Origin of the sequence: Ekhidna sp., from assembly GCF_965247405.1 — a bacterium.
Lineage (GTDB): Bacteria > Bacteroidota > Bacteroidia > Cytophagales > Cyclobacteriaceae > Ekhidna.
In genome coordinates this window covers 3,841,843-3,867,650 of sequence record NZ_OZ252014.1, presented here as the reverse complement: position 1 = coordinate 3,867,650, position 25,808 = coordinate 3,841,843, and the positions used below count along the sequence as shown (strand labels likewise).

Sequence of the window (25,808 nt, the reverse complement as noted above, 5' to 3'; positions counted from 1 at the left end):
TTCTACTTATAAGCGCCCATCGAAGAGAATTTTTCAATCCGATCGTTGATCCTTTCCTCCGGAGATTTTGCTAAAAGGGACTTCAGCTCCTTTGAGATTACTTTTTTTAGTTCACTTGATGCCTTATTTAAATCAGTGTGTGCACCACCAAGCGGTTCTTTGATGATCCCATCGATGAGCTTATTCTTAAGCATGTCATCTGCTGTAAGCTTAAGTGCTTCTGCCGCCTGCTCTTTGTAGTCCCAGCTTCTCCACAGAATAGATGAGCATGATTCCGGAGAAATCACAGAGTACCAGGTATTCTCCATCATAAATACCTTATCACCTATAGCAATCCCAAGTGCGCCACCTGAAGCTCCTTCTCCTATGATGATACATATAACCGGCACCTTGAGCATTGTCATCTCCTTCAGATTTCTGGCAATAGCCTCGCCTTGCCCTCTTTCTTCTGCTTCTAAACCCGGAAAAGCACCCGGAGTATCGATAAGCGTTACAATTGGCTTATTAAACTTCTCAGCCAGCTTCATCAATCTCAGCGCCTTCCGGTATCCTTCAGGATTCGCCATTCCGAAGTTACGCATCTGGCGCTGCTTAGTAGATCTACCCTTTTGCTGACCGATAAACATCACGGTCTCAGAACCTATTGTACCAAAACCACCTACCATCGCTTTATCATCCTTGACTGTGCGGTCACCATGCAGTTCTATGAAGTCATTTGTAATCTCATAGATATAGTCCAGCGTATACGGACGCTCCGGATGACGAGATAGCTGCACCCTTTGCCAACGAGTGAGATTACTGAATGTCTCCTTCTTCAATTTCAATATTTTTTTCTCCAATTGATTTACCGCATCTGAAACATCCACATCGCTGGTCTTGGCCAGCTCTTTCATATCGGTAAGTTTGGACTCTAGCTCAGAAATAGGTTTTTCAAAGTCTAATAACATAGGATTGAATTTGCAGCAACAAACTTACGGCGAAAGGTTTAAACGCCTTTAAAATATTATTAAGAAAATTCACGATCAGGTATTGTTTGAAAAGAAATAAGCTTTTAGCTTTGCATCGCTTTTATAGCACGGTCCGGTAGTTCAGTTGGTTAGAATGCCTGTCCCGAGTACTCGGGAAGGTCGCAAGTTCTAAACAAATAAGAAATGGGATACTGGGTTTACATGTTAAGAAGCGAAAAAGATCGTTCTTTTTATATTGGCTATACCTCAAATCTCGAAAACAGAGTAAAGAAGCATCAGCTTGGTTATTCTAGGTATACACGTACCAAAAGACCTTGGAAACTTGTTTACTTTGAAACTTTTGATTTGAAGTCTGAAGCAATAAAAAGAGAAAGATTCTTGAAAGATCAAAAGAATACGACTTTCTATGAAAGTCTCATAAAAAATTGGTCCGGTAGTTCAGTTGGTTAGAATGCCTGCCTGTCACGCAGGAGGTCGCGAGTTCGAGTCTCGTCCGGACCGCTGAAACCCTCTCAGTTTCTGAGAGGGTTTCTTATTTCCACTCCGCCTTTGCCCTATCTTTCTAATAGATGCACCTGCAACTATACAAACTCGCTTAGACTCAAAAAACTCCCAAATAACCTGTAGCTAAAGCAATTCATCGAAAATTTTATCAAATGATAATTTTTTAAAGCTATTTTCGCAATATATAATCTGTGCTAAATCCAATTCACCGCAATTCATCGTAGCTAGGTTATAAAAAGCGAAACCTGACAGAGCAATATGAGACTTTTCATTACTGTTTGTCTTTTTCTGACAAGCATATTTTTAGCAAACAACATCAACGCACAAGACCTCTGTGCTGCACGAGCCGATTTTGACTGGGATGAATACACCGCTGTAGCACCAGTAGATGGAGATACTCATTCCGATGAAACAGTCGATTTCGACTTTTCCATTTCTGGAAGTGGAGGCATCACAAACGATGATGTTAATAATAATCTCTATTTAAATGGCTTTAATACGGTTAATTCATGGGAGATTAGTCAAAATCTAAACAATGGAACAGAGTCAAACACCATAACTCTTAGCTTCAATGGCGATGTACTCTATGATTTCTGCTTTTCACTCTTAGATGTTGACCAGGATATAACTGGATTCTCAATTGTGGGTAATGATATTGTCACCGTAAATGCATATACAAGTGCCCTTTCTGTTACTCCACTTGATCTTGGGAACGCTGCTGAAGGAAGTTACACTATATATGATGCAGGAGCAACACAATACAACGGAGGTAATCAGTTTGAGGGAATTGGATACAACTGGTTTTTCGGTGATTTTGAAGCAACCAACGTTGATATATGCTTTGCTGTCCCAATTCAAAGAATTGAAATCATCTGGACCAATACAGACTCTGATTTCGGTGAACAGGATTTAGGTATTGGCAATTTTGACTATTGCTCCTTCGATTTTGACAATGATGGCACCAGAGATAATCTGGAGACTGATTCAGATGGAGATGGCATTTCCAATATCCAAGAAGGCTATTCACCTGGGGATTTAGATGGCGATGGAATACCCAATTGTTACGATAGTGATTTTCCCGGACGAATAGATGCAAATGGAGATAATTGTGATGATCGATTTGATTCAGATTCTGATCAGGCACCAGATGCATTAGATCTTGATTCTGATAATGATGGCATCCTTGATGCGATTGAAAATCTTCCTGCAACAGGAGGCTTCCCTGAAGATACGGACAATGATGGTATAGACGATTACCTGGACGATGACTCTGATGAAGATGGAGTCAGTGACCTCATAGAGGGAAATGACATAGATTTCAATGGAGTTGCAGACATTTCTTTAGCTGGTACAGACGCAGATGGAGATGGCATTGATGATAATCTGGATACCGTGGATGGCATTGACGAAACAGGAAACCTCACAGGTTCAGCGGCTGTCGTAGCTGCGAGTTTAGCTGATGATGATGCGATTGAGGATTATAGAGACACAGATGATGATGGTGATGGAATCCTGACAAGTGCCGAGATTGCTGACGGAGGAGATTTAGACAATATCCCTGATTACATATCTCGATGCGCAAACGGTTCAAATTTAGATTTTAGTGCTTTTGGATTAGGATCTACACCCGGACCTATCTTCAGTGTTGATGGAGTAAACATTGAATTTGACTTCACGGATCCATCTAACGCCACTCAGGATTATGATATTGATAATTCGATCCAGGGAGAAAACTATGTACGCGTTAGCCAAATCGTAAGTAGTACTTCTACCTTTACTCTCTTAAGAGTGAAATTCGATAATCCTATTGAAGGTTTCTGCTTTGATCTCCTGGATATTGATAATGGTGCTGGTAGTCATGTTGACTCTATGGCGGTCAATATTTTCAGAGATGGAGATGTCATTGTCCTGGACGGCACCAATATCATTAATGGATCTGCGACAAAGCTCAATTCTAATAATTTCATCGTTGGAACAGCTGCCTCATTTGATGATGAATATTTCGGAAATGTGCGTTTATGCTTACTGCAATCCGTGGATTCGCTTACTGTTAAATATGGAAACGCTATTAATGGTGACGACCAGTTAGTGGGGCTGGATGATTTTTCATGGTGTGGTGTAGATTCCGATTATGATGAAATATTAAACATTGCTGATACAGATGATAATAATAATGGCATTGCTGACATTGTAGAAACTGGTGGTTTGGATCCGGATGTAGACTCAGACAATGACAAAATTCCTGACTTTAGAGATCCGGATTTAGTCAATCATGGAACTTTTGGAAATGATATTAATGGTGACGGAATAGATGATAACTATGACCTGGATCTTGATGGAATTCCGGATCACCTGGACAAAGACACAGATAATGATGGCATACCAGACGCTGTTGAAGCCAATGGTGGGTTTCTAGCATCTAATATGGATGAGGATGGAGCCTTCCCTCCTGCTTATTCATTGGCAAATGACTCTGATGGGGATGGCATTGTAGACGATGTGGATACATCAACAGGCGGGGTTGCTTTTGCAAACCCTGATACGGATGGAGATGGTATCGATGATTTCAGGGATCTGGATTCAGATGGAGACGGCATTCCTGACCTTGTGGAAGCTGGAGGTGATGATGCAGACGGAGATGGGATGATCGATAACTTCACCGATGCTACCAATGATGGATTTCATGATGATTATGACCCTGATGTTTTTGGAACTACATTATTAAATGGAAGTATTTCCAAGAGAGCGAGAAATACAGATAGCGACTCCTTCCCTGACTACATCGATATAGACACGGATGGAGACGGTATTACTGATGATATCGAAGCACAATCCATTTCAGGCTATGTTTCGCCTGCAGGCAATGACACAGATGGAGATGGCTTAGATGATTCATATGACATTGATTGTGCCCCGTGTGGAGCAATCACAGGAGTAGCCATTGTTCCTGTAGATACGGATAATGACGCTACTAGCGATTACCGAGATTCAGATTCAGATGATGATGGAGTGAATGATGCAATAGAAAGCCGAGACAATGATGCGGATGGTGTGGCCGATCAATTGTCTGCTGGTGCTGACTCAGATAATGACGGACTTGACGATAATTATGACCCGGACAATGGAGGTGTTAGTGCAGCAGTGCAAGATACAGATATCGATTCCACGGTAGATTTCAGAGATATTGATGATGATGCTGATGGGGTTGCAACCGCTTCTGAGGATTATAACGGGAATGGCAACTTTGCTGACGATTTTACTCAGGGAGGCGCTCCTACCCCAGACTACCTCTTCTTTACCAATGATCCCGATGGAGATGGAATAGATAATGCAAGTGACCTGGATGACAATAACGACGGTATTCCGGATACTCAGCAGTCTGATGTTACTGATACAGATGGAGATGGTATTGTCGATCGTTATGACCTTGATTCTGATGGGGATGGCATTCCAAACGCCTATGAAGCCAATGATGGCGTACTACCAGCCAACATGGATGAGAATGGACAGTACCCATCAGCGTATGCTACAGCAAACGACTCTGATGGGGATGGACTGGTTGATGATATTGATGATACCGGAGGAGCGTATACGGGTGGAACAGCTTTAGCTAACAGTGACTTTGATGGAGATGGATTAGCGGATGCATTGGATGCTGATGCTGATGGAGACGGCATCCCTGATGCAATAGAAACGGTGGGTACTGATACAAACGCTAACGGCATTCCTGACTCATTTACAGACACTGACGGTGATGGAAACCTGGATTATCGGGATGCGGATTCAGATGGAGACGGTATCCTCGATTTGAGAGAAGGGCAAGCAACCGCAGGATATATTGGGTCACCATCAGGCACAGACACGGATGGAGATGGTATTGATGATAGCTTTGATGCTGACAATGGAGGTACGGCAATTGCAGGAAATGACCATGATGGAGATGGCACGCCGGATTTTCAAGATACAGATAGCGATAATGATGGCATTTCGGATCTGATTGAAGCCAATGACAACAATGCTGATGGTGTAGAAGATGATACACCATCCGGTACAGATGCAAATGATAATGGAGTCGATGATGATTTTGATGCAACTCCGGTAGCGCTTCAAAATACGGATGGAGATAGTGAATCAGACTGGAGAGATAGTGATGATGATGGTGATGGTACTCCAACAGCTGATGAAAGCGTGGATGTCAATCCTGCAAATGGTACACCAGACTATCTCGAATCTAATGGAAATACGTGTGGGCCAGGTATGATAGGAGTTACAGCTAGTGCCTCAGCCGTTGAGTCTTCTTCTAGCGTTACACGAGCAACGGCCTCTTTAGGTGCTCCCGATTATGTTGTAGGAGGTGGAGCCAATCCTCTTTCAGTGTTAAATGCGGATGCCGATGAGCTTGATTTAGACCTAGGGTATAGCCTTGATGCTGGCACGGTTATTACCATACATTTTACCTCAGCAAATATCGGAGATCAGGTTGATGTTACAAGTTCAGATGATAACGTAACCTATGGTGATCTTATTACTCATACAAGTGGTGTTGCATACACAGCCATTGAAACATTTACATACACAACAATAACTGATGGTATTAGATACATTCGTTTTTCACCTGCAACAGGATCTGGTACCATCGCAATTGATGCATTAGAATTTACCGGTTGTGAACTTGATTCTGACAATGATGGTATTCAGGATGATTCCGATGAAGACAGTGATAACGATGGACTAACTGACACGGTTGAAGGAAATGGAACTGATCCAACAGCAGACGCAGACGGAGATGGAACCTTAAACTTTGAAGATCCTGACATTTCAGGGTATGAAGATGTAAACGGAGACGGTATTAATGACAATTTTGATCAGGATTTGGACGGGGTTCCAAACCATCGGGACTTAGACTCTGACAATGATGGTATCCCTGATGCTGTAGAAGCAAATAGTGGCTCTCTGCCAGCCAATATGACTGCAGAGGGAGCTTACTTATCATCTTACGTTTCAGCCAATGATACAGATAATGATGGGCATGCTAACGACGTAGATACGGATAACGGAGGTGTTGCTCTTGCAAATCCGGATTCAGACTTTGGTACTGGATATGATGATAATTTACCTGATTACCTTGATCGGGACTCTGATAATGATGGAATCACAGACGTGGCTGAAAATAATGGTACAGACTCCAACCGTGACGGTGTTCTGGACAACTTTGTTGACACGGATGGTGATGGATTGAATGATGCAGTAGATCCTGACAATGGTGGTTCTGCCCTATCCATTATCAATACTGATGGAGATGCAAACCCTGATTATTTAGACACAGACTCAGACGGAGACAGTGCGGGTAGTCCGGGACTTGGCGATCTTTTTGAAGGCCATGACTCCAACTTCGACGGCACGCCTTCATGGGATGATGACGGTGACTTAATACTTGATACCAACGAAGGAAACATTGATCTGGATGGAGATGGAATCATTGATGCATTTGACCCTAACCAGGGAGGTATCGGTGCGGCTCTGCCAAATGCAGACGGAGATGGACTACCAAACTTCAGAGATGATGATGATGACAATGACGGTGCATTGACAATAACTGAAGATACAGACGGTGATGGTAACTATTTCAACGATTTCACGCAAGGACAATCCGGTGAATTCGCAAGCGTACCAGATTATTTATACAATGATTCCTCACCGCTACCTGTAGAACTCATCAGTTTTAAAGTACAACTGGAAGGTAAGAATGCAAATCTGACATGGGTCACTGCTCAGGAGATCAACAATGATCGATTTGAAATTGAGTATTCCAACGACGGTCTTACATTTGAGACAGTTGGTGAGGTAGAAGGAAATGGAACCGTTAATCAAGTTTCAGAATATGCATTCACACATAATAATCTTCAGTCAGGATTCAACTACTACCGATTGAGACAGGTGGATTATGACGGTCAGTTTGAGTACTCTGAAATCAAGCGTGTAAGCCTTGGAGCATTCGAAGATGTATCAATCAGCATCTATCCGAACCCAACCGATGATCGTGCGAATGTGATCATAAATGAAGGTCTGGCTACCTCCATTGAATTAATCACTTTGAGTGGTACAGTACTAAAGTCTATCACTTATGAGGAAGGAATGAATAAACACACCTTTGATGTAACTGGCTTAAAAGCTGGCATGTATCTGATACGCGTGCAGGGACCTGAGGTGAGCACAATCAAGCGACTAGTTATCAGATAAGAATATTCTATTAAGTATGAGGAAGACCCCAACCATTTGGTTGGGGTTTTATTTTGTCCATTACAAATGTCAGACACAAAAAAACCCTCACTTTTCTGGTGAGGGTTCCTAAGGTCTTAAAGAAAGAAATTACTTCTTCACTTTGTCGACTACTGCTTTGAAAGCTTTGGGTTCATTCATCGCCAGGTCAGCAAGCGCCTTTCTGTTGATTTCAATTCCAGCTTCTTTCAGCTTACCCATAAATACGGAGTAAGACATTCCGTGCTCACGTGCGCCAGCGTTGATTCGCTGAATCCACAGTGATCTAAATTCTCTTTTCTTCGCTTTTCTGTCTCTGTAAGCATACGTCCACCCTTTCTCAATGGCGTTCTTAGAAACAGTCCAGACATTTTTTCTTCTACCAAAGTACCCTTTGGCGTGCTTCATCATCTTTTTACGACGAGCTCTTGAAGCTACATGATTTACTGATCTCATTTTGTTTTGTTTTTGACGATTGGCGCTCCGCCTTTCACGGAAACTTCAGCCAATAATCGGGTTTTACATTTAACCATCCGTTAATTAACGGATTTAATTAATCGAAATTACAGATTCAAAAGGCGTTTGATGTTTGGTTCATCCGCCTTATCCACTACTGCCATGTATCGAAGATTACGTTTCTGCTTGGTCTCCTTCTTGGTCAGAATGTGGTTTTTGAATGCGTGCTTTCTTTTAATCTTTCCAGTTCCAGTTAGCTTAAATCGCTTCTTGGCGCTGGAGTTTGTTTTAAGTTTCGGCATCTCTACTTTATTCTGTTCTACTATTAATTACTTTTTCTGTTGCTTAGGCGCTACGAATAATATCATTCGCTTACCTTCCATCTTTGGAAGCTGCTCCACTTTTCCCAACTCCTCAAGTGCTTGCGCAAACTTAAGAAGCAAGATCTCTCCCCTGTCTTTGAAAACAATTGTTCTTCCATAGAAGTGAACGTATGCTTTCACCTTTGCTCCGTCTTTCAAAAACTTCTTCGCATGATTCAACTTAAAGTTGAAATCATGGTCATCCGTATTGGGACCAAACCGTATCTCTTTGATTACCGTCTTCTGAGCTTTGGCTTTGATCTCCTTTTGTTTCTTCTTCTGTTCGTACTTGAACTTAGAGTAATCGATCACTTTACATACAGGCGGATCAGCATTTGGTGAAATTTCCACCAGGTCCAGATTTTGCTCTTGAGCAATTTTGATTGCCTGCTCTATTGGGTAAACATCAACCTTCACATTGTCTCCAACCACTCTTACCTTTCGCGCAGTGATTTTCTCATTTACCTTGTAAGGCTCTTCTTTTCTGATTCTGGAAGGGCCTCTTCTTCTTAGTTTAGCGATTGTACTCCTTTATTTTAGTTGAACATTAAAAACAAAACGCAAATATCGCGATTATTTAGTCTTAACAAAAACTCATCCGATAAGTTCGGCCACTTTATCGTGGAAAAACTTAGCAAATTCGTCTTTTTTCATCGATCCAATGTCTCCTTCTCCGTGCTGTCTAACAGAAACAGCCCCATCGGCTTCTTCTTTTTCTCCTACAATTAACATATAAGGAATCTTTTTTACCTCAGCATCACGAATTTTCTTTCCTATCTTTTCATCCCTTTCATCAATGAACCCACGAATATCCTGCTCTTGCATATCCAAATAGATTTGTTTCGCATAATCGTGATACTTCTCAGATATTGGAAGAATGGCTATCTGCTCAGGTGCCAACCATAGTGGAAACTCACCAGCACAATTTTCGATCAGAATAGCAATGAAGCGTTCCATAGATCCGAAAGGTGCACGGTGAATCATAACCGGCCGGTGTTTTTGATTGTCACTGCCAACATACTCCAGCTCAAATCGATCAGGTAGGCTGTAGTCAACCTGGATCGTTCCCAGCTGCCATTTTCTACCCAAAGCATCCTTTACCATAAAGTCGAGCTTCGGGCCGTAAAAGGCAGCTTCTCCATATTCCACTACCGTTTGAAGTCCTTTTTCATCAGCAACCTCCTGAATCTCTCTTTCAGCACGATCCCAATCTTCGTCTTTTCCAATATACTTCTCAGGATTTTCCGGGTCTCTAAGTGAGACCTGTGCTGTGAAGTCTCCAAAGCCCAACGCACCAAAAACGTGAAGTACCAGATCGATCACCTTGGCAAACTCCTCTTTTACCTGATCCTGACGACAGAAAATGTGTGCATCATCCTGAGTGAAGCCCCTTACACGTGTTAGCCCATGTAGCTCTCCGCTTTGTTCATACCGGTACACCGTTCCAAACTCCGCGTATCGAATAGGAAGGTCTTTGTACGATCGTGGACGTGACTTATAAATCTCACAGTGATGCGGACAGTTCATTGGTTTAAGCAAGAACTCCTCGTCTTCAGCCGGTGTTTTTATCGGCTGAAAAGAATCTTCTCCATACTTCGCATAGTGACCTGAGGTTACATATAGTTCTTTGCCTCCAATGTGCGGAGAAACCACCTGATCGTATCCTGCTTTCAGCTGCGCTTTACGCATGAAGTTTTCAAGACGCTCACGAAGCACCGCTCCCTTAGGTAACCATAATGGCAATCCCTTACCTACTTTCTCAGAGAAGGTAAATAACTCCAACTCTTTACCTATTTTTCTGTGATCTCGCTGCTTAGCCTGTTCAAGAAGTTCGAGATACTCCTTCAGCTCTTTTTGCTTTGGAAACGATATGGCATAAAGCCTTGTCAACTGCTTCCTGTTTTCATCCCCTCTCCAGTACGCTCCCGCAACATTTAATATTTTAACCGCCTTGATATATCCAGTGTGTGGAATGTGTGGTCCACGACACAAATCAGTAAAATTTCCCTGGTTGTAAAAGGTGATGCTTCCATCCTCCAGACCGTCTATGAGCTCAAGCTTGTACTCATCTCCCTTCTCCTCGTAATACTTGATGGCATCTGCCTTTGAAATCTCCTTTCGGGTGAATTCATTCTTCTCCCTGGCAAGCTCAAGCATCTTATTCTCGATAGCTTCAAGATTCTCAGCATCAAATTCCAGATCACCGAAATCTATGTCGTAATAATATCCATTTTCAATGGGAGGACCAATACCCAACTTAATTCCCGGATAAAGTGCCTCCAGTGCCTCCGCCATCAAATGAGCCGAAGAGTGCCACATGGTAGATTTGCCTTCATCATCATTCCAGGTCAGCAACTGTAACTCCGCATCCTCCTCTATTGGACGAAAAGAATCTCTCACTTCTCCATTTACTTTGGCTGCCAGCACATTTCTGGCCAGCCCTTCACTTATACTCATGGCCACATCCAAAGCAGTACTACCTTTTTCGTACTGTTTTTTGGATCCATCCGGCAATGTAATGGTGATTTGATCACTCATTAATTCTCTATTTTTTTTGGTTGTAACTCTATTGTAGGAATCTTTTCTTCCTCAAATTTTAAGCGCTGCAAATATGCAATTTTTCGCTGTATCAGGTCTATTCTTTGTTGTGCTAATGTATCATTTGGATTTAATTGAGTGAGGTATTCAAAGTATTTCAATGAAGTAGTGAACCATCCCCGCTCATCATATAAATTCCCTGCCTTCCAAATAGGTTTTCTGTTTGTGGAGTCTTTTGCTATAACCGTTGACAGTATGTAGCTGGCAGAATCCCACATTAAATCCTTTCGATACCAATCAGCCAGCAAATAAGCAATGGTATCACGATTAGTATAAGGTTTAATTACCTGCCGAGCTTCCACTCTCCTGTTCGCATTTTCCAGCATCCATGCATATGCAAGCTGTATGCTAAAATCATTCGAGTTTCTTTCGGCATAGTCACCAATGACGCGAAAACCCAAATCGTAATAACCCAACCGGTTTAAGATATTTCCATACTGCCACATTAATTCATTCTGAGGATCTAGCTCATGCAGTTTACCAAGATTGTAAACGGCAAGCGTTGTGTCGTTCAATAGCAGGAATAGCTCCGAAGCAAAACGAATATCCTCCAATGCTTGATGTTTGGTTAAATACCACTTTAATTCTTCAGAAGCCCTCTTGTTATAATCAGCCTGCACCAATGATAACACATAGAGTTGGGAGAATTCCATTTTTAAACCATACTCCTCATCCCAACGATCAAAAATTTCTACCAAAAGTTGGTATCGTTGATGTTCATGATAGTACGCAATGTATTGTCTCACCAACTGATTCGTCATGCCGTGTACCTCACGGTAGGCCTCCAGCGCCGAAATACATGTAGTCGGCCATTCCAACTGCTCGCAGTAAAACAACTTTTGATCTACTAATCGACTATTTTCAGGGTCAGATGCTAGCTTGTCATTGATTCGCTCAAGTGCTTCGCTGTAAAAACCAGCATGAAGTTCAGGTACAACAATCTTATCGTTCTTTGGGGAAGAACAGGCGACAAGAAATAACATCAAAAAAATGAATCTCCACATGAGCGATCAAAGTTAATTTGATTGCGGTGGAATTAAGTGCTAGTCTGTGCTCTTCTTCAATCTTTCTACATCATTTCTTAGATTCCCAATCATTTCCATCATTTGATCCATAGAAAGCTCGTTGGTGGTATTCGGATCCGGGAATTCAACAGATATGTAGGCCTTCGCCTCCCAGACCTCCACAACTTCAGCAGGGTCAAGCTCATAAGCACTAAAAGATTTATTATCGGAAACCAGGAACAGCTTTCCTTTTTCCTCGATATAATTAAAAACCCGTTTGTATACTACTCCTTCAGATTCCGTGACGAGCACGTAGGTATTTCCGTTTCTGATGTGATCCAACTGCTCTACATATTTACCAATAATGATACTCCCGGAAGCGATTGGTAGCATCGAGTCACCGGCAATCTCAAAAGCACGATAGGTGCCTCCTTTCGGTAGTACGGGTAAGTGAAACCTTGGAAGGTCTGTCAGGTATTCCGGGTCGGCATAGCCATTGGTATAACCCGCTGCAGCTTTGGTGGGGACCAGTTGGATATATTCTTCATCTGCATTCTCATCCACCGTAACAGCGAGCACTTTTACATTTTGCTTCGGTATCCGGTTTTCTCTTGTAAGATCTTCGTTGATCAATTCATCCACCGAAACCTCAAACAGCTCAGCCATTTTTGATAAGGTAGTGAGACGTGGATCCGCTCTGCCCTCCTCATATGCTCCGACAGATGGTCGGTTTATTCCCAGGGCTTGAGCAAAGGTTTCCTGAGTGTATCCTTTCTTCTTTCGAAGGTGTTTGATGTTATTAGGTATTCGTGCCATTATTCGAAGATCATAAGGTTCGTTGGTTGTGCATCCTGTCCTACGTTGAATAAATGAAGGTGACGATACTCCACTGTTCGTTCCAGTTCATTCAAGCGCTTCTTGATTCTCTGGATCACAGATCGCAGTGTCTCATCAGCTTCTACTAATACATATCCATACAGTTGTTTGCTTTCCCTGATGGTTGCAAAAAACTTGACCTGATACCGACCGGAATGGAGCTTCTTAGAAGTAATTCTCAGTTTGTAATAATCATCTAATATCAAATCCTTTGCTACCTGCATGAATAAGCATTTGATGATAAAATTAGTAAAAAATATTGAATACTAAAATTTTTAGACTTTTTATGAAGCTAAAATAAAATGCTTCCCCTCTTCATAACCTCTATTTATTAAAAACGAGCGGATTTCCTCACGTGCGCCACGATTTGAAACATAAGAAACTACGAACGCTTCCTCTTTATCAGGGAGATTTTCATAATGACGAACACCCTTGCTTTCCTTCACATCGATGTATCCCGTTATTGAAATGCCTTCCTTTTTAAGGTGATCACTTCTTCTTCGTGATACTCTCCCAGCTCCCCACACCCATACATGCGGATGAAAGGGGCTGTGGTTCTCAAGCCATTTGCTGAGATAAACAGCCTTCACTCTAAAAAAAGCATCTTGAGTGTATCGTTTATCTGTCCGGGTAAGTCTGTTTTCCGTATCTCTCCATTTCAAAACGGGTTGATCTACTTTTTCTATTTTCACTCCGTGAGACTGAAGCCGTAGAAAGAACTCATAATCTTCTGGGAATTCATTGTCCTCAAACAAACCGTATGAATCAAAAAGGGATTTCCGAATCATTATAGTAGGATTGGCAATTGGAAACTCCACAAACTGATTTAAGGTTATTTCATCCGCTTTGGTAATGGAATTGAGCCAGTTGACGTAGTGGATAAAGCCTTCATTCTCTGCCGGACCCAGATACTCTATCAAACCGGAAGCAACACCCAACTCCTCTTCCGATTTTAGCATTTCCACTTGTCGCTCTAATCGTTCTGGAAAAGCAATATCGTCTGCATCCATACGGGCGATGAATTGCCCCTTTGACGCTCTGATTCCCGCATTTGCTGCATGAGCAACCCCTCTTTGCTCTTCATGTATAAGGATGACCCTATCATGTGATGCAAATGATTTTGCCACCTCAGCCGATGCATCAGTAGCCGCATTATTTACTAAAATCAACTCGAAGTTTCTAAAGGACTGCTGTAAGATGCTTTCGATGGCTTCCTTAAGGAACGGAGCATTGTAAAACGGAAGCACAACTGATACGAGTGGCGTATCAACCATTGCCCCCTTCTTCTTCCTCTTCTGTTGTCCCCTCTGATGGCTCTTCAACTGTTTCTTCGGGTAGTGATCCCTCTTCTGTTTCTTCTACGTTATCTTTTTTCTTCTTTTTGAAAAGCCCTTTGAAGAAGGGTTCCTTCGTTTGTAAGGAATCCGGAGTGTTACCAGACAGGCTGTCTGCTGCGACCGGTTTCGGTTTTGGTGGTCGGTTATCAACCAGTCTTTCTGCAAAATACTTATTATAATAAAGCTGCTCAACATTGAAATTGTCCGCCGGGTCATACCCATACAGGAACCTGTCTTTCTTTTCTTCCTCTTCAGCAACTGCCACAGGCTGATTCGCCGCGGAATCGAGTGCAAGGGAATCCATAGCCACAGACAAGGAGTCTACGCCAAGTGAATCTGCAAAATCAGATGCTACAAATTCATTGGAGATTGGTTCTGGTGCCAACACGTTCTCCATAGGAGCTGTACGCATCTGGTATTTCTTAATTGGCTTCCAGGCAGGCTTGATGATACCATACTTGGTCCTATTCTGAATCCGCCATGGAACCACTTTTTCACCAGCATAGGCATAATAGTCAGTCTTTGGCTGGGCCACCACTCCAAGTGAGTCATCTGGATCTTCTCCACGTTGCTCAGCCAGAAATTGAGAACGGGTATTTTCATCCAGCTGCCAGACATAAGAAAAATAGGCATTTCGGGTAGAATCATCCAGAATGTATGTACTCTGATACGCAGAGCATATCACCTTATCCTGGCAGGAGATCAAGGATGCATAACACAAAAGGACGATCAGCCTCTTCATAGAGATTGGTTGTGACAAGCAGTGATTTGGATCAAAAATAGGCCTAATTTATTATATACCTATGAATCAACGACGAAATTGAACTTTTAGTAGATTTATCTGGATGATAAGTTGTTAAACACGTGATCATAGATTTTATCTACCCACATTTCGTACATTTTTCCCGAAGGATGCAGCCCGTCAGAAGCGATCAATGAAGGATCTTCTTTTGCTTCCCGGGAGATGGGTGTGATGTCAAAAAACTTTACGTCACGAAGCTTTGATATTTTCTCAGCAATTGCGTTGTAGTTGTCAAGTTCTGTAGCAATTTTCTCTTCATCAAGGATTTTTTTCTTGGCAAATGGCGTCATGCCATAATCTGGGATGGATATCACCATCACATTGTAAGGGTTGCCACCAGCAAACTCAATTGCCTGATTTAATAACTTCTTGAATTCTTTTTCATACTGATCAACCGGATAGCCACGGTATTGATTGTTTACACCTATTAAAAGGGAAACGTAATCGTAAGGTCCTTCCAGATTCGCGCCTGCAATCCCTGAAATTAACTCATCGGTTGTCCATCCTGTAGTTGCCACTATAACCGGATCGACCTTTATGGAGTCTTCTCTTAATTTGTGAGCAAGCTGAACGGGCCAGCGCTCATCCACATTTACTGCTTCGCCGATGGTGTAGGAATCACCCAGAGCGAGAAAAAGATACCCATCCTTACCCATGGACTCGGATTTTTGGGTGGCACAGGAAGAAACGATCAATACACATAAAATAAATACAAAACGCATGATTAGGGATTTTATGCAAATTAAAGATTTCGTGCATGAAATCCTCAACTAATCCCCCATTCACTATCGCTTTTCCAATATGAATCTGACCGGGATGATCTTTTTCACCCTGACTGGCACGCCACGTTGCTTACCCGGATTCCAGGCTGGAGCATTTTTTATCACTCTAATAGCTTCTTCGTCGCATCCAGCTCCTATGCCTTTGGCTAATTGCACATTTGTGATACTACCGTCTTTTTCAATGACAAACTGAACATAAACTGCTCCGGAGATACCTAATCTCAATGCAGTGGGTGGATAACGTAACTCTCCAGCCAGATAGGCATAAAATTCTCCTATTCCTCCTTTTGGGGTAGGTTCCTGCTCTACCACCACAAAGATTTCATCCACAACCTCTTCTTCCTCTTCCGGGGGTGTAAAATCCACCACTTCCACTGCTTCATTTTCTGTCACCTCCACGTCCAGATTGATTTTTATGTCCTCGATGATCTCCGCATCCTTTACCTCAGCAATCTTGAAAACTTCCTGCTTCGGAGGTGGTGGAGGTGGCGGTTGATTGCTGATTGGAATCTCGATGATCTCATTCAAATCACCCTGGATTTCACCCAAATCTACGATATCACCCGTATCGTAGCTTTTCCAGTTTATGGCTATGATTGCCATTAGTATACTCACAGCCATGCCAACATTTAGAAATAGCGGCCTAAGTCGCAGATCTCTATCCTTGCGTTCTTGTTTGATTTTTAGCAGGTCATTGTATAATTCTACTTCCTTATTTTTCAGAACAATCGTTTCATTGACTGTAGAAAGCTCATTCAAAACAACCGGCTCGATGGCTGTCAGAGGATGTAGTTCATCGGAGTTTTTCATGATCAATAGATTTGAATGGATGATGTGTAAACCTATTGATATCGAGAAGCTTATGTAATGACCTATGCTAAATCAGGAGGTGATTAAAATCACCCTCTGTCTTTACAAAACATCTCTGAGATGATCGTTTTTATCAAAAACCGAGCGAGCGAATGGGCATAGTGGAACAATACTGATTTCTTTTTTGCGTGCATCCTCCACTGCTTTGACCACCAACTTCTTCCCCAACCCTGTTCCGCGCATAGAGTCATCTACTTCAGTATGATCAATGATGATTCGATCTGTTCCTGCTTTGGAATAGGTCATTTCCCCTACTTTCTTTCCTTCTACTTCTACAAAATAGGAACCTTTGGATTCTGACTCTTCGTGTTGTATCTCAATGTCCATCACTTAATTGCTTTAGTTCTTCTTTTAGCTTTTTCGGAAGTTTGCTGACCACCAGTTCATAGCTGTGATTGATCAGGTGCCTGATGGTATAATCAGGAACTGATCCATCGGTATCGACAGAATTCCATTGCTTTTTGTGCATGTGGTAGCCCGGACGAATGGAACCGTCAAACTTTTCTCGAAGTTCAATGGCGTACTCCGGATCACATATGAGGTTGATGAATTCAAAGGAATCAATTCCGGTGAGGGCATACATTTTATCCATCACTTTGAACACCAACGTATCCGGACCAAACGGGGTGTGTTCGGTGGTACCGGGCTTAGCCAGGCAGTGGTCTCGAAATTCTTCGATGTTCATGGAGGAAAATTAACGAATGTATTAGTCACCCCCTAGCGGTAACGTCGGACCTTCCAAATCACCCCCTAGCCCCCTAAAGGAGGGATTTGATACTATCTCGCCGTTGTTGGTCTTGTGACCAATAACCATTTTAAAGTCGTTCGGCGTATGAAGGACTCGTCGGTGGCAACACAAACGAGGGCGTAGAGATAGGGTTAAATCCATCATTGCGAGGAACGAAGAATGAGTGACGAAGCAATCTCAATTTTATGCATGCCTACTCCTTTAATAAGATTCCTTTCGCTTCGCTCCTGCCTACCGGCAGGCAGGCGGAATAACGGTAATGTTTATTAATATTTTTAGACTAATCTAACTTTTTGTTTTGTTTAAACTAATCAATAGTTTTGTGTTGTCGTAAGAAAAAGTAAAATGATGCGGATCAGTTTGTTGGTGGGATTCATACTTCCGGTATGGGCGATGGGGCAGTCAAGCTTCAAGGGCAAAGTACTTGTAGATAATGAAGGGTTTCCCGGTGCTACCATCAAGGTGCTGGAGTCCGAGCACGGTACAGTAACTGATGCAAATGGAGCATTCAAACTGACGGATGTACCCAATGGAACCTACATACTTGAAATCCGCTCTGTGGGCTTTAAGATCATCAAGCAAGAAATTAGCGTCCCACTCTACTCGCCACTTACCTTCAATCTGGAAGAAAGTACGCTCACCATGGACGAGGTGGTAGTAACAGGCACCATGCAACCTACTTTTGTCTCCCGCTCGCCAGTCAAAGTGGAAGTAATCACAGCCAAACATTTAAACACCTACACACCAGCAGCAGCTACCAGCGTAGTGGAAGGCATTTCATTAGTCAATGGAATCCAGGAAGTGGTGGCGTGTGGCGTATGTTTTACTAACAGTATCTCCATTAACGGACTTCCCGGCCCTTACACAGCTATTCTCATGGATGGCTCCCCCATTTACGGAAACCTGGCTTCTGTTTACGGACTCAATGGCATTCCCAGCATGATCATCGATCGGTTTGAGGTTATCAAAGGTCCAAGCTCTACGCTTTACGGATCAGAGGCTGTGGCTGGGGTAATCAATATCATCACGAAGGATCCCTCAAAACAGCCCCTCTTTTCGGCTGACGTTATGGGTACCTCGCACTATGAATCATTTGGTAACTTATCACTTGCACCGAAGATTGGTAAGAGTTCTGGGTTCATCGGGCTCAACTATGCGTACATCAATGACTTTGATGATCGGAACAATGATGGATTTGGGGATAACATCAATCTGGATCGAATTTCACTTTTTTCGAAATGGGACATCTACCGTCCTTCCGGCAAACGCTTTACCATCTCCGGAAAGTATTATTATGAAGATCGAAGAAATGGGGTGATGGAATTTCTGGAAGATAGAAACTATCGGGATCTGCGTGGAAGCAATGAGGTGTATGGAGAAAGTATCTACACACATAGGTATGAAGTGTTCGGAACCTATCAACTACCTACATCAGAGAACATCCGGATCGATTACTCATTAAGCACACATGATCAGGACAGCTATTATGGTGCTGACTACTATCGGGCCTCTCAGGATATTTTATTTACGAATCTGATTTGGGATAAGTCACTAAAGAATCATCAGCTGACCACAGGGCTGACGTCACGCTATCAGACCTATGATGACAACACCATCGCCACAGAATCGAATGGTGAAAATCAACCGGACAATCAGTACATTCCCGGGCTCTTTGTTCAGGATGAATGGAGCATTTCGGATCGATTCACCGCACTCTCTGGTTTGCGGCTGGATCACTATGAAGATCATGGATTGATCCCTGCTCCACGTTTAAGTCTGAAATACAAACAGGGAGAATGGACCACTCTTCGTTCCAACTTTGGAACCGGCTTTCGAATCGTCAATCTATTTACAGAAGATCATGCATTCGTGACAGGCCAGCGCGAAGTGGTTATTGAAGAAGAATTACAGCCGGAAGAATCGTATAACATGTCGCTAAACCTCAATCATGTGTACACGCTAAGAGCCAGTCAGGGGATGTTGGATATAGATGCCTTTTATACCTACTTCACCAATAAGATCACTCCGGATTATTCTAATGAAGATCAAATTCGGTATGCTAATACGGATGGGTTTGCAGTAAGCAAAGGAATTGGTATCAGCATTCAGCAGGAGCTGGCATTTCCTTTGGCTTTCAATGCGGGGATAAACCTGCAGGATGTGACTGAGAAGGAAAACGGTGAAAAAAGGGATATCGAATTTGCCCCGTCATGGACAGGTATATTCACTGCCAATTACCGTCACAAGCCCTGGGATTTAACTCTGGCCTACACGGCTAGGCTAACGGGCCCGATGGCGCTTCCTGAGGTTTATGATTTAGATGAAAATGGAAATCCATTACCAAACCCGCGTCCTACTACATCATCCACCTTTGCAATCCACAATTTACAGGTGGCCAAAGACTTTAGGAACGGATGGTCCATTTACGGAGGTTTACAAAACATCTTTGATTATGTGCAGCCATGGTCTCCGCTTACCGGGACAAATGATCCAAATGCCAACCTTGGGTTTAGTGACAGCTTCGATACGGCCTATGCTTACTCGCCCATTCACGGCCGTGAGGTATATATAGGAATTAGCTGGAGCATGGCGAGGTAATAATTTTATCGTTCACTGATTGTTAAAAGAAACCGTCAGGCTAAGCTCTCCTCAATGTCATCCTGTTAAGGATCTATCACATTCAGTGCTTCGATCTTCAGAGATTCTTCCAGAATGACAACATGGTAGAGCAGAATCCGCCTAGCCTGACGGTTTCACTAACTCAAAAAAGAGAACTTGTGATAAATATTTTCAGTGTGTCCGATCCCTTTAGGGAACAAAAGGGTAAGCGATGGAAATAATCTCCCGACCCCTAAAGGGATGTCTTAGAAACTTGCGGGATTGTCCCTTTAGGGAATAAAAAAGGGTGAGCGATGGAAATAATCCCCCGACCCCTAAAGGGGTGCCTTAGAATCTTGAAGGACGGTCCCTTTAGGGAACAAAAGGGTAAGCGATGGCCTACCCCCATCCGAAACGTCGGACCGCCCTAAAGGGATGTCTTATGTATTTTTGGACGCATAAGTTCTCGTTTGGAAATTAAATGTATGCGTTGGATCCCTTTAGGGAATTGAAGGGTGCGCAGTAGCCTTTAAAATCCAACCGCAGCGCCAAATCCGATAAAATAATCCGGTGAGATATCTGAAAGGCCTATCCCACCGCTGATGTCCACCTGAAAATTGTTGCTCACGAGATATATCAGCCCGGCATTGAATCGGTGATCAGCATCATTCTCATAGAAGAAGCCATAGGGTTCTGCAAAGGCCGTCCAGCCGGGAAGAAACGAATAACCCAAAACAGCTGAATAGAGTGTAGTCGTGTTATCCTCAGGAAACTGCATTCCCACATTGTAGCCCAATGACCAAAACTCGCCCAGCGTGTTTGAAAAGTTTAGTCGAACCTCCGGAATGGCCTTCCCGGGTCTGAATTCGTCTTTCCCATTATTCAATGTCACCTGGCCAATGATGCTTGTTTGAGGCATGGCTCCTCTCTCAGTTACCAAATGGACCTTTGTTCCTAGAGTGATCGGAGTTAACCCACTCACTTTTGAGTCGGTTACATCATTTTTTACCTGTTGGATGTTTTGTGTGATTCTCAGCTCTGCAAACTTTAAAAGCCCCACCCTGGCAAGAAGATTCGCCAATGTAGTATTTTTTATGTCACCAGCCGACTCATGAATAAACCCATACTCAATGATGGCTGTACCGAGCGGAACCACCGTAGAAGCGGCTGATTGGGTAGGTCTGTCGGTTACAATGGGATCTGAGTCCTGAGCAAAAACGGCTACTGTACTCAGTAAAAGAGTGAAGATTAGTGACTTTTTCATGGAGCTAAAATAGTAAACCGATTACTTCGAGTAATCGGTTTACTAAATCTTTTTATGCTCTTGAGATGGCCCTGACAATCATCACGATCACAGCTCCAAGAAACATCAGGATGGAAATCTTATTGATTGTATGCATGGCCTTTAGATTGAAGCTCTTAGGTCGATTCGGATCTTTTTTGCGAAAGAAATAGGTAAGTACCTCTGTAAAGTCAAAATAATTGACTTTTTCTTCTTTTTTGTTCTGCTCTTGATTTTCCATACACCAATGAAACCACAAACTTAAGCAAAGTGTTTCCTATTTAATTAATGCAATTCGGTTGCACAAATTATATTTGCATTATGCAGGAAAACCTGAAGCAGATACTGAAAAATCACAGCTTGAGAATTACGGATTGTCGACTGGACGTAATGCAATTTTTTCTTGATGAGAAGAATGCGCTTTCTCAAGGTGATTTGGAGAATAGATTTTCAGAATACGACCGTGTAACACTCTACAGAACCCTTAACAGCTTTCTTGATTCCGGCATCTTACATAAAATTCCCAATGAAACTGGCAGTGCTACCTACGGACTGTGTCATGACACCTGCTCTCCCGATCACCACGACCACAACCACATTCATTTCAAGTGCAATAATTGCGGACAGATCGAATGCCTGGATGAAAAACAGTCCATGCCAAACATTTCACTCCCTAAAGGGTATGAAGCGGAGGGGGTTAATCTCATTGTAGATGGCAGATGTGCCAACTGTGCGTAGGATGAAATATCTGATACTAGGTTTCTTACTTTGCGTGGCTATGACCTCTTTGGGTCAGGATCAGCGTCCTTGCAATCGTTCAATTACAGGTAAAATTCTGGATATTAACACTAATGAACCTCTACCATTTGCAACTATTCAAATAAAGGGCAGCAATCTAGGTGCTGTGGCTGATGAAAATGGAGCATTTACGATTGAAAATATTTGTAAAGAGGAGGTTCATTTAGAGGTGCGCTTCCTTGGATACAAAACGGTTATTCATCACCATGACTTTCATCATGCGAGTCCAATGATATATTTAGCATCAGATCAAACCATGTTAGAAAGTGTAATCGTTGAGGAAGTCAAGCAAGATCAACTACAATCCATCTCTGTAAACCGAAAGGATATTGACAAACTATCCGTGGTAGGCTCATCCATTGGTGATCTTACTGGAGAAATTAGCGGGGTTTCAATGCTTCAGACAGGAACGAATATCTCAAAACCTATGGTGCATGGCCTCCACTCGAACAGGGTATTGGTAATCAATAATGGCGTCAGGCATGCATACCAGGTTTGGGGTCAGGAACATGCCCCTGAAATTGACCCCTCTCATGTGGATCAGATCGAAATCGTGAAAGGAGCCAGCACAGTGAAATATGGACCTGATGCACTTGGAGGTGTCATCCTGTACAATTCTAAGAAACCCGTTTTCGATAAGGAATTGAATGGATCAGTCTCAAGTTCCTTTCAAACGAACGGAAAATCCATTACCAGTCAGGTAAGTCTGGGACAAGGTTTCCACCGGTTTGCATGGGATGTTGGGGGCTTTGGAACATACCAGGGTGATTTGGAAGCTCCTGACTATACGCTTTCCAACACAGGGAAACGAGAGTATGGAGCTAGCTTCAACACCTTGCTCCATCGACCGATTTTCGACCTTCAGGTTTCAGGTAGTTACTTCCATCAAGACCTAGGAATCTTACGAGGTTCCATTGTGGGGAATTTGGACGATTTACAGCGGGCAATTGAGCGGAGTACACCCAGTCCAACGTTTTCTTCTACCTATGATATCCAAAATCCCAGGCAGAAGACCAATCATGGAGTGATTAAGTCTGACCTATCGCTTTTCGTGGGAGATCACGCTATCAAGATTCAATATGCCTTTCAGCATAATACCCGGGAAGAATTTGATGTCCGCAGAGGCGAACTAAATGATCGTCCGGTCATCGATCTCACCCTAACTTCACAAACCATAGATACTGAGTGGACTCAACCGGAAAAAGGGAACTGGAATGGGAGTTCGGGTATCCAGATTTTCACACAAAATAGTGTAAATAGACCCGGATCAAACCCGGTCAACTTTGTTCCTGACTATGACGTTTTTAACATTGGTGCATTCACCGTTCAATCATTGGCATTCGACCGTACCACGCTGGAGTTGGGCTTGCGTTTTGATTATCAGTCTTTGGATGTTTCAGATGTAGTCAGAGATAGTTTCACCTATTCAAACAACGTCACTTATGCCAATGGAACCTTTACCTTCGGACTTAGAAAAGAGGTTAATGATAACTTATCGCTGTTTACAAACCTAGGGTCAGCGTGGCGGGCACCCAACGTTGCAGAGCTCTATTCCTTTGGTTACCACAATTCCAGATTGCAATTTGGACTTTGGAGGTATGAACTTGAGCCACTGGCAACCCCCTGGAATGCCGTATTGGATGAAAACGATCGCCCGGTGGACCCTGAGCATGGATTTAAGTGGGTCTCGGGAATCGAACTTAAGCGAAAGAAAATAAAGGCAGAGTTCATTTTATTCCTAAATCAAATCAATAATTACATTTTTCAAAGACCCTATGGAATTAGTACGGGTATTGCGGGAACCTTCCCCTATTTTTTTTATGACCAAACAGATGCACTATTTATAGGCAGTGACTGGGACATTCAATATCAACACACAGATCAACTTACATCCGAAATCAAAGTATCTTATGTCTATGCTACCGGAACCAAGGAAGGACAAGCACTACTCGAAGTGCCCCCTTTCAATGTTAACTATCAGCTGGATTATAAAACAAAAAACAATTGGTCCTATGGCATTGGTTTTGAATACACTGCCACCCAATGGAATGCACCACCAGTTATAGAACCAGCTTCATTTCAGCAAGGAAGCGCAGAAATAGATCGATCTGAGATATTTGATTTTATGTCACCTCCTAAAGATTTTTTGCTGATTGATGCTGAGGTTGGCTACAAGAAAAACAACTGGAATGCATTGCTGCAGGTAAATAACTTGCTGAACACCTCCTATCGTCAATACACTGACCGTCTCAGGTACTTTGCTGACGCTCCCGGAATAAATTTCTCGATAGCACTAGAATACAAATTTTAAGTGCATCAATATTGCATGTTTATTATTAATGCAATAGTATTGCAATTAATAATATTAAAAGAGATTAATTAATAACGTATGATGCAGACGAATAAGACGATATTCTTTTTATCCTTATTGATGAGTTTAGCGGTAGTAATCAGTTGTTCTGATGACGATGGACCATCAATGGATGATGATGAGGAAGAAGAGACGATTAGTGAAGTGGTTTTAACATTTACACCCACAGGAGATGGCGATGTGGTAACTGCTACCTGGTTTGATGCTGATGGGGAAGGTTCTGGAGAGCCAACCATCGATAAAATTGAGTTGGTTGAGGGTACTGAATATACACTTACCATGGAGCTTGCCAACACACTGGTAGATCCGGATGAAGATATTACCGCGGAAATCGACGAAGAGGCCGAAGAGCACATGTTCTTTTTTGCATTCACTCAAAATATTTTTGCTGACCCTACTGGTGATGGAAATGTAGACAATCGAAGTGATGCATTAAACTATAATGATCTGGACGATAATGATTTTCCAATAGGTCTTTCCACAACATGGACGGCAGGAGCACACACTGAATCTACCGGAGAATTTACAGTAATTCTGAAGCACCAACCTGATCTTAAGACAGCTTCTTCAGATGCAACAGTTGGTGGAACAGACGTAGATATAACCTTCCCGATCGATATCGTAGAAGATCCAAATGAAGAAGAAGAGACGATTAGCGAAGTTGTATTAACATTCACACCTACCGGAGGCGGAGCTGCAATTACAGCTACCTGGTTTGATGCAGACGGTGAGGGTGTTGGGGAACCAACCATTGATGATATTGAACTTGACGCAAATACTGAGTATGAGATGTCAATAACATTAGCTAATACGCTCGTAGACCCGGATGAAGATATAACAGAAGAAATTGAAGCTGAGGATGATGAACACATGTTCTTCTTTGGATTTACTTCCGGTATTTTCTCTGATCCGACTGGAGACGGAAACATTGATAATAGAGCTGATGCATTAAACTACAATGATGAAGATTCTGAAGCACAAGACGGTTCGGGTAATCCAGTAGGGTTGTCAACCAATTGGACGACCGGAGCAGCTTCCTCAGATGGAGATTTCAGGGTTGTCCTTAAGCATCAGCCTGGATTGAAAACTGGCACCTCTGATGCGACTGTTGGAGGAACGGACGTAGATATCACTTTCACTATAAACATCAACGACTGATTAATCATTCTCAGATATAACATTGGTTTAACATTT

The 25,808-nt window shown here is 42.6% G+C and carries 22 protein-coding genes and 1 tRNA gene; 7 read left to right on the top strand and 16 right to left on the bottom strand.

Annotation, left to right across the window (positions count from 1 at the left end; genetic code table 11):
• Nucleotides 1-2 precede the first annotated feature (2 nt).
• Nucleotides 3-947 carry an acetyl-CoA carboxylase carboxyltransferase subunit alpha gene (locus ACP14Y_RS17800; protein WP_424964246.1) on the bottom strand — a complete coding sequence of 315 codons (945 nt, stop codon included), beginning with the start codon at nt 945-947 and terminating at the stop codon, nt 3-5.
• Nucleotides 948-1,151: 204 nt separating this feature from the next.
• Between ACP14Y_RS17800 and ACP14Y_RS17795 the strand changes: the two genes are divergently transcribed.
• The 3 genes from ACP14Y_RS17795 to ACP14Y_RS17785 all read left to right on the top strand — a co-directional run bounded on the left by ACP14Y_RS17795 (nt 1,152) and on the right by ACP14Y_RS17785 (nt 7,712).
• Nucleotides 1,152-1,418, top strand: a complete 267-nt coding sequence (locus tag ACP14Y_RS17795; protein ID WP_424964245.1) for a GIY-YIG nuclease family protein — start codon at nt 1,152-1,154, stop codon at nt 1,416-1,418.
• Nucleotides 1,396-1,469: transfer RNA gene (locus tag ACP14Y_RS17790), tRNA-Asp, on the top strand. Before ACP14Y_RS17795 ends, ACP14Y_RS17790 begins: the two co-directional genes overlap by 23 nt.
• Nucleotides 1,470-1,730: 261 nt before the next feature.
• On the top strand, nt 1,731-7,712 hold the full coding sequence (locus ACP14Y_RS17785; RefSeq protein WP_424964244.1) for a T9SS type A sorting domain-containing protein: 5,982 nt from the start codon (nt 1,731-1,733) through the stop codon (nt 7,710-7,712).
• A 129-nt stretch (nt 7,713-7,841) separates the two neighbouring features.
• Here ACP14Y_RS17785 and rplT read toward each other — a convergent pair whose 3' ends face one another.
• The 13 genes from rplT to ACP14Y_RS17720 form a co-directional block, all read right to left on the bottom strand.
• Nucleotides 7,842-8,186, bottom strand: a complete 345-nt coding sequence (gene rplT / locus ACP14Y_RS17780; RefSeq protein WP_424964243.1) for a 50S ribosomal protein L20 — start codon at nt 8,184-8,186, stop codon at nt 7,842-7,844.
• 107 nt (nt 8,187-8,293) lie between these two features.
• Nucleotides 8,294-8,488, bottom strand: a complete 195-nt coding sequence (gene rpmI / locus ACP14Y_RS17775) for a 50S ribosomal protein L35 (RefSeq protein ID WP_349567321.1) — start codon at nt 8,486-8,488, stop codon at nt 8,294-8,296.
• A 27-nt stretch (nt 8,489-8,515) separates the two neighbouring features.
• Entirely contained in the window at nt 8,516-9,070 is a 555-nt protein-coding gene (gene infC, locus ACP14Y_RS17770; protein WP_349567729.1) for a translation initiation factor IF-3, read from the bottom strand.
• Between the two features lie 72 nt (nt 9,071-9,142).
• Nucleotides 9,143-11,086: a threonine--tRNA ligase gene (gene thrS / locus ACP14Y_RS17765; RefSeq protein ID WP_424964242.1), complete on the bottom strand. Its 1,944-nt coding sequence runs from the start codon at nt 11,084-11,086 to the stop codon at nt 9,143-9,145.
• Complete coding sequence (locus ACP14Y_RS17760) at nt 11,086-12,150, bottom strand: tetratricopeptide repeat protein (protein WP_424964241.1); 1,065 nt, start codon at nt 12,148-12,150, stop codon at nt 11,086-11,088. The genes thrS and ACP14Y_RS17760 overlap by 1 nt, the downstream gene beginning before the upstream one ends.
• A 39-nt stretch (nt 12,151-12,189) precedes the next feature.
• Entirely contained in the window at nt 12,190-12,966 is a 777-nt protein-coding gene (locus ACP14Y_RS17755; protein WP_424964240.1) for a helix-turn-helix domain-containing protein, read from the bottom strand.
• Nucleotides 12,966-13,250: a hypothetical protein gene (locus tag ACP14Y_RS17750; protein WP_424964239.1), complete on the bottom strand. Its 285-nt coding sequence runs from the start codon at nt 13,248-13,250 to the stop codon at nt 12,966-12,968. The genes ACP14Y_RS17755 and ACP14Y_RS17750 overlap by 1 nt, the downstream gene beginning before the upstream one ends.
• Nucleotides 13,251-13,310: 60 nt before the next feature.
• Nucleotides 13,311-14,300 (bottom strand): glycosyltransferase family 2 protein, encoded by a 990-nt coding sequence (locus tag ACP14Y_RS17745; protein WP_424964238.1) that lies wholly within the window; start codon nt 14,298-14,300, stop codon nt 13,311-13,313.
• Nucleotides 14,293-15,105, bottom strand: a complete 813-nt coding sequence (locus ACP14Y_RS17740; RefSeq protein ID WP_424964237.1) for a hypothetical protein — start codon at nt 15,103-15,105, stop codon at nt 14,293-14,295. Before ACP14Y_RS17740 ends, ACP14Y_RS17745 begins: the two co-directional genes overlap by 8 nt.
• Before the next feature lie 95 nt (nt 15,106-15,200).
• Complete coding sequence (locus tag ACP14Y_RS17735; RefSeq protein ID WP_424964236.1) at nt 15,201-15,887, bottom strand: SGNH/GDSL hydrolase family protein; 687 nt, start codon at nt 15,885-15,887, stop codon at nt 15,201-15,203.
• Between the two features lie 63 nt (nt 15,888-15,950).
• The gene (locus ACP14Y_RS17730) at nt 15,951-16,757 is read right to left on the bottom strand and encodes an energy transducer TonB (RefSeq protein ID WP_424964235.1); all 807 of its coding nucleotides are present in this window, start codon (nt 16,755-16,757) and stop codon (nt 15,951-15,953) included.
• 102 nt (nt 16,758-16,859) lie between these two features.
• On the bottom strand, nt 16,860-17,144 hold the full coding sequence (locus ACP14Y_RS17725) for a GNAT family N-acetyltransferase (protein WP_424964234.1): 285 nt from the start codon (nt 17,142-17,144) through the stop codon (nt 16,860-16,862).
• Entirely contained in the window at nt 17,134-17,502 is a 369-nt protein-coding gene (locus ACP14Y_RS17720) for an MmcQ/YjbR family DNA-binding protein (RefSeq protein WP_424964233.1), read from the bottom strand. The genes ACP14Y_RS17725 and ACP14Y_RS17720 overlap by 11 nt, the downstream gene beginning before the upstream one ends.
• 408 nt (nt 17,503-17,910) lie before the next feature.
• Here ACP14Y_RS17720 and ACP14Y_RS17715 point away from each other — a divergent pair, with 408 nt between their 5' ends.
• Complete coding sequence (locus tag ACP14Y_RS17715) at nt 17,911-20,163, top strand: TonB-dependent receptor (protein WP_424964232.1); 2,253 nt, start codon at nt 17,911-17,913, stop codon at nt 20,161-20,163.
• Between the two features lie 529 nt (nt 20,164-20,692).
• On the opposite strand, the gene ACP14Y_RS17710 is transcribed toward ACP14Y_RS17715, so the two are convergent.
• Both ACP14Y_RS17710 and ACP14Y_RS17705 read right to left on the bottom strand, forming a co-directional pair.
• Nucleotides 20,693-21,427: a transporter gene (locus ACP14Y_RS17710; protein ID WP_424964231.1), complete on the bottom strand. Its 735-nt coding sequence runs from the start codon at nt 21,425-21,427 to the stop codon at nt 20,693-20,695.
• A 52-nt stretch (nt 21,428-21,479) separates the two neighbouring features.
• Nucleotides 21,480-21,686, bottom strand: a complete 207-nt coding sequence (locus tag ACP14Y_RS17705) for a DUF6728 family protein (protein WP_424964230.1) — start codon at nt 21,684-21,686, stop codon at nt 21,480-21,482.
• An 80-nt stretch (nt 21,687-21,766) separates the two neighbouring features.
• On the opposite strand from ACP14Y_RS17705, the gene ACP14Y_RS17700 reads away from it, so the two are divergent.
• The 3 genes from ACP14Y_RS17700 (at nt 21,767) to ACP14Y_RS17690 (ending at nt 25,772) form a co-directional block, all read left to right on the top strand.
• A complete protein-coding gene (locus tag ACP14Y_RS17700; protein WP_424964229.1) occupies nt 21,767-22,183 on the top strand; it encodes a Fur family transcriptional regulator in 417 nt (138 codons plus the stop codon).
• A gap of 1 nt (nt 22,184) precedes the next feature.
• A complete protein-coding gene (locus ACP14Y_RS17695) occupies nt 22,185-24,554 on the top strand; it encodes a TonB-dependent receptor (protein WP_424964228.1) in 2,370 nt (789 codons plus the stop codon).
• 78 nt (nt 24,555-24,632) lie between these two features.
• On the top strand, nt 24,633-25,772 hold the full coding sequence (locus tag ACP14Y_RS17690) for a hypothetical protein (protein WP_424964227.1): 1,140 nt from the start codon (nt 24,633-24,635) through the stop codon (nt 25,770-25,772).
• Nucleotides 25,773-25,808 lie beyond the last annotated feature (36 nt).